The organism is Pseudomonas sp. SDO5532_S415 (assembly GCF_054071155.1).
On record NZ_JBSVWS010000235.1, the window covers coordinates 1 to 6,958 of the forward strand.

The following is a 6,958-nucleotide window of genomic DNA, read 5'->3' on the forward strand; positions in this document are numbered from 1 at the left end:
AGTCACTGTATCTTTGACTGGACGATCGCTATCGCGGGCAAGCCCGCTCCCACAGGGTTTGTGTCTAACCCAGATTAATCACTCATCCAGCCGCTCGGTGTACACCACCCACACACTGCACGGCATTTTGTACAGCAGGTGTTCCACCGTGCTGCCGATCAATCGCCCCATGCCGCGATGGCCGAGGCGGCCCATGACGATCACGTCGACGTCATAGGCATCGGCGTAACGAGTCAGGACCTTGGCCGGGCTGCCCATGATCATGTGTCGCTGGGGGCCTGCGATGCCGTTGCGTTCGGCCAGTTCGTTGAAGGCTTCCAGCTGGGCGTCATACAAGGTCTTGTTCTTGGTCGAGGAGAAGAACGCCGAGCCGTTGTCGAAGCCGAATTCGTCGGAGCTGATGGACGAAAGATCGTAGGCGTAGACCACGTCAAGCTCGGCATTGCAGGCACTGGCCAGTTTCGAGGCTTCGTGCAGGATCCGGTCGTTGAAACTTTTGTAGTGGTCATCGCGGTGGAAGGGATCGACCGCGGCCACCACCTTGCGGGGCAGGGCATTAACCGCGTGGCTGACGAAGTGTAAAGGCACCGGACACTCGCGCAACAGGTGAATATCCAGCGGGGTGAAGATCAGCCGCGACAGCAGCGACTGGTGCTCCAGTGCCTTGATCAGCACGTCCATCGGCTGTTCCTTGAGGTGGATCAGAATCTCTTCCAGCGGTTTTTCTACCCACGCCACTTCGGTGGTGACGTGTACGCCGATTTTGCGCAAGGGCCGGGCCTGGTCTTCGAGCCACTGGCGGTGGCGATCGACATAGCCCAAACGCATCTGTTCCAGCGCCTTTTCATTGACCAGACTGGCCGTGGCCAGGCCTTCCAGATAATCGAACGCCACGATGTGCAGCGCCGCGTCTTCAGCCTTGGCTAGCGCCGCCGCCCGATCGAAGGCGGGGCTGTGTTCCATCAGTGGCGAAGTCACCAGCATGAAACGTGATTGCTCGGACATGACAAACCTCCCGGGGGCGTTCGGCTTGTTAAGTATTGACCATGATTGGTCGCAGTTGGAGCCGGTTATCGGAGGTGTCTGCCATCACACCAATCAAATGTGGGATTCAATTAACTTCCGCGCCCCGGGCCTTGAGCAGCTCACGCAACACCGAGCGATGACAATGCGCCTCATCCTCGCAGTAACAACCCACGGCCAGGGAGGTGTGATGGGACAGGGCGGCCAGCAGATCCAGCATCTGGCTGGCGGCCGGCTGCTTCATTTCTGCCTTGAACTTGCGCACGAACGCGGCCCAGGCCTTGGCATCTTGTGCCGCCAATGCTTCGGCAACCAGTTCCGCGCTGGGCGACAGCAACGGCTGCCACACATCATAGAAATCCCGCGTGGCGAACTCGGCCTTCGGTACGCCACGGGGAGGGCGGCGCACGGTGCCCAGGCGCAGACCTTCGTCGGGTTTTCGCGGCGAACCGAGTCGCACGATATGGATAGGCATGGCGTTACTTGAGCCGCGATCCGTCGAACCACTCCAGCGCGGTGCGCCAGAAGCAGATCCCCAGAAAATAGGCCGACATCAATAGCCAGAGCCCCATCACCAGCGGGTTGATCACCGGATGGTTGATCACCAGCGACAGGCTGCACAACAGCCAGATCGCCGTCACGGCAATGTTGATCGGCATGAAGCGGCGCACACGGAACGGGTGCAGGAATTTCATGCGGGTCAGGGTCAGCAAGGCCAGGCCGATTACCGTCAGGAAGGTGATCCACGGCGACGGCGCGATGATGTACAGGCACAGGGCGACCACGTTCCACGCGGCGGGGAAGCCCTGGAAGTAGTTGTCCTTGCTTTTCATATTGACGTTGCAGAAACAGAACAGCGACGACACCAGAATCAGCGACACGGTCAGCAGCAGCGTGTAGTCCGGCAGCGGGATGTAGCGATAGATGAACAGCGCCGGGATGAACACATACGTCAGGTAATCGATGACCAGATCGAGGATCGAGCCGTCGAAACTCGGCAGCACCGACTGCACATTGACCTTGCGCGCCAGTGCGCCGTCCAGGCCATCGACGATCAGCGCCACGCCCAGCCACAGCAGGCAATTGGTCGGCTGGTTATCGAGCAGGGCAAGGGTCGCGAGGAAGGCGGTGACCACGCCGGTGGCGGTAAAACCATGGGCTCCCCACGCTTTGAGCCTGGCGATGTGTAGAGTCGATATCACGGGGGCGTTCTCCAGAAAGTGAAGCAAGCCAGTCATCGCCTTCAGTATCGAGGGCGGCGGCAAACCGGGTCGGGTTGCAGGTATCGACCGGGTATCCGGGAATAAGGTTCACCACCTATGAATCTTAGCTGCGCCGCAAAAAAAGACCCCGGATAAATCCGGGGTCAACGTGGGTTATCTGAATCGATCCGTCTGACGATTCACAGCGCCGCCTCCGGATTGCGACCAAATACCCGGTTATATTCAGCCTTCGCGGTCTGCTCGGTAAATTCGCCCGACCACTTGGATACCACCACTGTCGCCACGCTGTTACCGATGGTGTTGCAGGTGGCGATGGCCATCGACATGAAGCGGTACACCCCGAACAGCAAGGCCAAGCCTTCGACCGGCAGCACGCCGATCGCGGTCACCGTCGCGGCAAACACTACAAAGCTGCCGCCCGACACCGCTGCCGCGCCTTTGGATGTCACCAGCATGATGGCAATGGTGCCCAGTTGCTGTTCCCAACTCATCGGTACGCCATAGGCGTTGGCGATGAACAGCACGCACAGCGACATGTAGATGGAGGTGCCATCGAGGTTGAAGGCATAACCGGTAGGCAAGACCAGGCCGACGCTCTGCTTGGAACAACCGAATTTCTCGAGTTTTTGCAGCAGGCGCGGCAGGGCGCTTTCCGACGATGCCGTACCCAGCACGATGAAAATCTCATCCTTGATGTACTTCAGGAAGCGCCACAGGCTGAACCCGGAAATCCGGCAGACGACCCCCAGCACCACGAAGATGAAGAACGCGACACAGACGTAGAACATCAGCACCAGGTTGGCCAGCGACATCAGCACAGCGGTGCCATTGGCACCCACGGCGTAGGCCACGGAACCGAAGGCGCCGAGCGGGGCGAACTTCATGATCAGGTTGATGAACTCGAAGAAGCATTCCGATACCCGGTTCAAGCCATCCTCGATGACACTGCGCCGCTCGGGCTTGAGGGCCAGCAGGGCAAAGCCGAACAACACCGAGATCACCAGCACTTGCAACAGTTGGCCACCGGCGAACGCACCGACGAAGTTGTCCGGGAAGATCCCGTAGATGAAGTCCATGGTCGACGCCGGCGCGTGACCCTTGGCGACCGCCGCACTGGCGGCTGCGGCGGTGGCGCTGCTCGGATGAGCGTCGTGCATGCCGGAGCCGATGTTCAGCAGGTTGCCCCACAGCAGACCGATAGCCAGGGCAAGGGTGGAGACGATTTCGAAGTAGATCAGCGCGCGCAGGCCGACCTTGCCGACCCGCTTGATATCACCTGCCGAGGCGATGCCATGGACCACGGTGAAAAACACCAGCGGCGCTACGGCAGTCTTGATCAGTTTGAGAAAAATATCGCCCAGAATCTTGAATTTGGCGGCAAATTCCGGCGCGAGAAAACCGAAGGCAATGCCCAGAATCATGGCGGCGATGACCTGGAAGGTCAGGTCCTTGTAGAACGGTTTTTTGTTGAGGGTGGTCATGTCTGCGATCTCGTTGTTGTTATTGGCGAGCGGTAGGCAGAAGGGCTCGCTCATGGCGAGCCCCGCAACGATCAGCGCTTGACGCGACCCTCGCGAGCCAGGGCGATATCGACCATCTGCGGCGCAAGACCCAGATAATTGGACGGGTCGGTGAGGCGCTTGAGTTCCTCGATATCCAGTTGCGCGGTGGCTTCACCCTGAGCGAGCAGGGCGTCGAGCAGGCTGGTGCCTTCGTCGTTGGCCAAGCGGCACGCGGCATACACCACATCGTGGGCGACCTGACGGCCCAGCGCCGGAGCCAGTCCCATCATCACCGCTTCGGCGACGATCAGGCCCTGGGTCATGTCTAGGTTCTTGCGCATGCGCTCGGTGCGCACTTCCAGCCCGGCCAGCATGAATTTCGCCTGACCCAGGGACGCCGCGCTCAGGGCGAAGGCTTCGGGAATGGCGATCCATTCGGCCTGCCATGGGCCGGTGGAACGTTCGAAATCCTGGATCATCGCGTCGAGCATCAGGCCGGCTTGCTGGCGCACACCTTTGGCGGCGGCGTACATCAATTCGCAGGAAATCGGATTGCGTTTTTGCGGCATGGTGCTGCTGGCGCCACGGCCCTTGACGAACGGTTCGTACACTTCGCCCAACTCGCTGGTCATCATCATCATGACGTCCAGGGCAATCTTGCCCAGCGAACCGGTGACCAGTCCGAGGAAATTCAAGGTTTCGGCCAGACCGTCGCGGGCCACGTGCCAGGTGGCTTGCGGCACGCCCAGGCCGAGTTCGGCCATCAGTGCTTCCTGCACTTCCAGGCCTTTGTCGCCCAGGGACGCCAAGGTGCCCGCCGCACCGGCGAACTGGCCGATTTCCACCCGTGGACGCAGCTCCACAAGGCGTTCGGCATGGCGGTCGAACATGCTCAACCACACCGCACATTTGTAGCCGAAGGTGATCGGCAGCGCGTGTTGCAGGTGGGTACGCCCGGCCATCGGGGTATCGCGGTAACGCTTGGCCAACCCGGCAAGCAGGCCGCGCACGGCCTGGATGTCGCGTTCGACAATCGCCAGCGCCGCACGGACTTGCAGGACCACGGCGGTGTCCATGATGTCCTGGGTAGTGGCGCCCCAGTGCACGTAGCGTCCAGCCTCGCCACAGGTTTTCGACAGCTGTTCCACCAGCGGCAGGATCGGGTAGCCGACGATTTCGGTTTCATGCTGCATCAATGCCAGGTCGAGGGACGCGTAGGTGGCCCGTTCGGCGATCTGCTCGGCTGCCTCATGCGGAATCACGCCGCAGCGGGCTTCGGCGCGCGCCAGCGCCACTTCCACTTCGATATAGCGTTCGATCAAGGCTTTGTCGGAAAACACGCCGCGCATCTCGGCGGTGCCGAACATGTCGCGAAAGAGGGCGGAGTCGAAGACGGTGCTGGACATGAGTTAATCCTGATATGTTTGTTGTTGATCGGACATATCTAATATGTCCGTACATAATTCTTACGTGCTCACTGATACACTGTCAACTCGGTGAACGTTCGGGACTGATGAAAGGTATGAGCCAGACGCGCTATGCGGTCGTTGCAAAAGACTTGATGGAGGGCATTTCCAGCGGGCGCTACCCGGTCGGGACGCTGCTGCCGACGGAATTTGAGCTGTGCGAGCTGTATGACGTGAGCCGACATACGGTGCGGGCGGCCATCACGCAATTACAAAACCAGGGGCTGGTGTCCCGGCGCAAAAGAGTCGGTACGCGGGTCGAAGCGTCGTCACCTCAAGGGGGATACTCGCAATCGCTGGCCTCGGTGTCGGACCTGGTTCACCTGGCCGAAACCCAGATTCGCAGCATTCAGCATGTGCACCACTTTGTCGCCGACATCGCCCAGGCCCGGCGTCTGGGGCTGGAGCCCGGCGAGCATTATTTTTGCGTCTCGAGCATCCGGGTCGATCAGCAAAACGCCCGGGCACCGCTGTGCTGGACCGACGTCTACGCTCAGGACATTTACGCTGAGGTGATCGAGTTGGCCGAGCAACACCCGGACGAACTGATTGCCGCGCTGATTGAGCAGCATTTCGCCCGAACCATCGATGTGGTGGATCAACAAGTGCGAGCGGTCCTGCTGACGCCCGAAATCGCCAAGAGCCTGAATGCAGAGCCGGGCTCCCCCGGTTTGAATATCATTCGCCAATATCGCGACGAGGACGGCGGGTTGATGGTGGTGTCCGAAACCACCCATCCCGAGGACCGTTTTACCCTGGTCACTCAGATGAGGCGCGAGCGCACATCGGCCTAGCGCGAACGCTAGCCGGCATGATCTTGGGGGTCGGCTGAACGGTGCTGGCACAATTGCCGGCGAGGACTATTGTTGCCTGACGGATCACTCCCTTCGATGAGGACGTCGTCATGAACACCAGCGATCTGCTCGAACAATTACTGCGCGGCGGCCAGGGCGCGATGCCGCGACAGGGTGGTGGGGCATCTGCTCAAGGCGGTTTGGGTGACCTGGGCGGATTGCTCGGCGGCCTGCTGGGTGGCGGCGGTGGCGGTGGTGCCGGCGCCGGCGCGGGTGGAATGGGCGGGCTGGGCGGACTGCTCGGTGGCCTGCTGGGCGGTGGCTCGCCGATGGGCGGTTCCCCTCAGGGCCGTTCCGGTGGCGGCACCAACTATGCCGCGCTGGCTTCGCTGGGGATGATGGCGTTCCAGGCGTATCAGGCCTGGCAGCGCAGCCAGGCCGCACAGCAGCAACAGGCACCGCAACAGGCGCTGCGCACGGTGGATCTGTTGGCCGGCCCGGAAGTCGAGGAGCATAGCCATGCGATCCTGCGGGCACTGATCGCGGCAGCCAAGGCCGACGGCCGGATCGACCCGGCCGAGAAGCAGATGATCAGCACCGAAATCGGCCGTCATACCGATGATCCGCAATTGCAGCAGTGGCTCGACGATGAAGTCGCCAAGCCGCTGGACCCTGCCGAGGTGGCACAATCGGCCACCGACCCCGGCATGGCCGCCGAGATGTACCTGGCCAGCGTGATGCTGGTGGATGATCAGCAGGATGCCGAGCGCAATTATCTGGATGAGCTGGCGGCGGCGTTGCAGATTGATCCGGATTTGCAAGTGCATCTGGAGCAGCAGGCGAGGGGTGGGGCTGTCTGATGGTGTGAAACCGCCGGATTCAGGTCGGCTGACAGGACGCCTTCGCGAGCAGGCTCGCTCCCACAATGGGGCTGTGGTGTGAGCAAAACC

At 61.1% G+C, this 6,958-nt stretch carries 7 protein-coding genes; 2 read left to right on the top strand and 5 right to left on the bottom strand.

Features of this window, described 5'->3' with window-relative positions; all coding sequences use genetic code 11:
- Positions 1-78: 78 nt before the first annotated feature.
- The 5 genes from ACW9HW_RS27890 to ACW9HW_RS27910 all read right to left on the bottom strand — a co-directional run bounded on the left by ACW9HW_RS27890 (position 79) and on the right by ACW9HW_RS27910 (position 5,154).
- On the bottom strand, positions 79-1,005 hold the full coding sequence (locus ACW9HW_RS27890; protein ID WP_095193513.1) for a universal stress protein: 927 nt from the start codon (positions 1,003-1,005) through the stop codon (positions 79-81).
- A 106-nt stretch (positions 1,006-1,111) separates the two neighbouring features.
- Positions 1,112-1,498 carry a DUF488 domain-containing protein gene (locus ACW9HW_RS27895; RefSeq protein WP_457402536.1) on the bottom strand — a complete coding sequence of 129 codons (387 nt, stop codon included), beginning with the start codon at positions 1,496-1,498 and terminating at the stop codon, positions 1,112-1,114.
- A 4-nt stretch (positions 1,499-1,502) separates the two neighbouring features.
- Positions 1,503-2,225, bottom strand: coding sequence for a phosphatidylcholine synthase (gene pcsA, locus ACW9HW_RS27900; RefSeq protein ID WP_095193515.1), 723 nt, complete (start codon positions 2,223-2,225; stop codon positions 1,503-1,505).
- A gap of 200 nt (positions 2,226-2,425) precedes the next feature.
- Positions 2,426-3,727: a C4-dicarboxylate transporter DctA gene (dctA, locus tag ACW9HW_RS27905; RefSeq protein WP_457402540.1), complete on the bottom strand. Its 1,302-nt coding sequence runs from the start codon at positions 3,725-3,727 to the stop codon at positions 2,426-2,428.
- A gap of 71 nt (positions 3,728-3,798) precedes the next feature.
- Positions 3,799-5,154 (bottom strand): class-II fumarase/aspartase family protein, encoded by a 1,356-nt coding sequence (locus ACW9HW_RS27910; RefSeq protein ID WP_095193517.1) that lies wholly within the window; start codon positions 5,152-5,154, stop codon positions 3,799-3,801.
- Between the two features lie 116 nt (positions 5,155-5,270).
- Between ACW9HW_RS27910 and ACW9HW_RS27915 the strand changes: the two genes are divergently transcribed.
- Together ACW9HW_RS27915 and ACW9HW_RS27920 are read left to right on the top strand one after the other, a co-directional pair.
- Positions 5,271-6,008 (top strand): GntR family transcriptional regulator, encoded by a 738-nt coding sequence (locus ACW9HW_RS27915; RefSeq protein WP_095193518.1) that lies wholly within the window; start codon positions 5,271-5,273, stop codon positions 6,006-6,008.
- Between the two features lie 110 nt (positions 6,009-6,118).
- Positions 6,119-6,868: a tellurite resistance TerB family protein gene (locus tag ACW9HW_RS27920; protein WP_095193519.1), complete on the top strand. Its 750-nt coding sequence runs from the start codon at positions 6,119-6,121 to the stop codon at positions 6,866-6,868.
- Positions 6,869-6,958: the final 90 nt, after the last annotated feature.

Bases quoted from the DNA above. Each gene is read 5' to 3' on its own strand.
- ACW9HW_RS27890 (WP_095193513.1), bottom strand. From the start codon at position 1,005: ATGTCCGAGCAATCACGTTTCATGCTGGTGACTTCGCCACTGATGGAA.
- ACW9HW_RS27895 (WP_457402536.1), bottom strand. From the start codon at position 1,498: ATGCCTATCCATATCGTGCGACTCGGTTCGCCGCGAAAACCCGACGAA.
- dctA (WP_457402540.1), bottom strand. From the start codon at position 3,727: ATGACCACCCTCAACAAAAAACCGTTCTACAAGGACCTGACCTTCCAG.
- ACW9HW_RS27910 (WP_095193517.1), bottom strand. From the start codon at position 5,154: ATGTCCAGCACCGTCTTCGACTCCGCCCTCTTTCGCGACATGTTCGGC.
- ACW9HW_RS27915 (WP_095193518.1), top strand. From the start codon at position 5,271: ATGAGCCAGACGCGCTATGCGGTCGTTGCAAAAGACTTGATGGAGGGC.
- ACW9HW_RS27920 (WP_095193519.1), top strand. From the start codon at position 6,119: ATGAACACCAGCGATCTGCTCGAACAATTACTGCGCGGCGGCCAGGGC.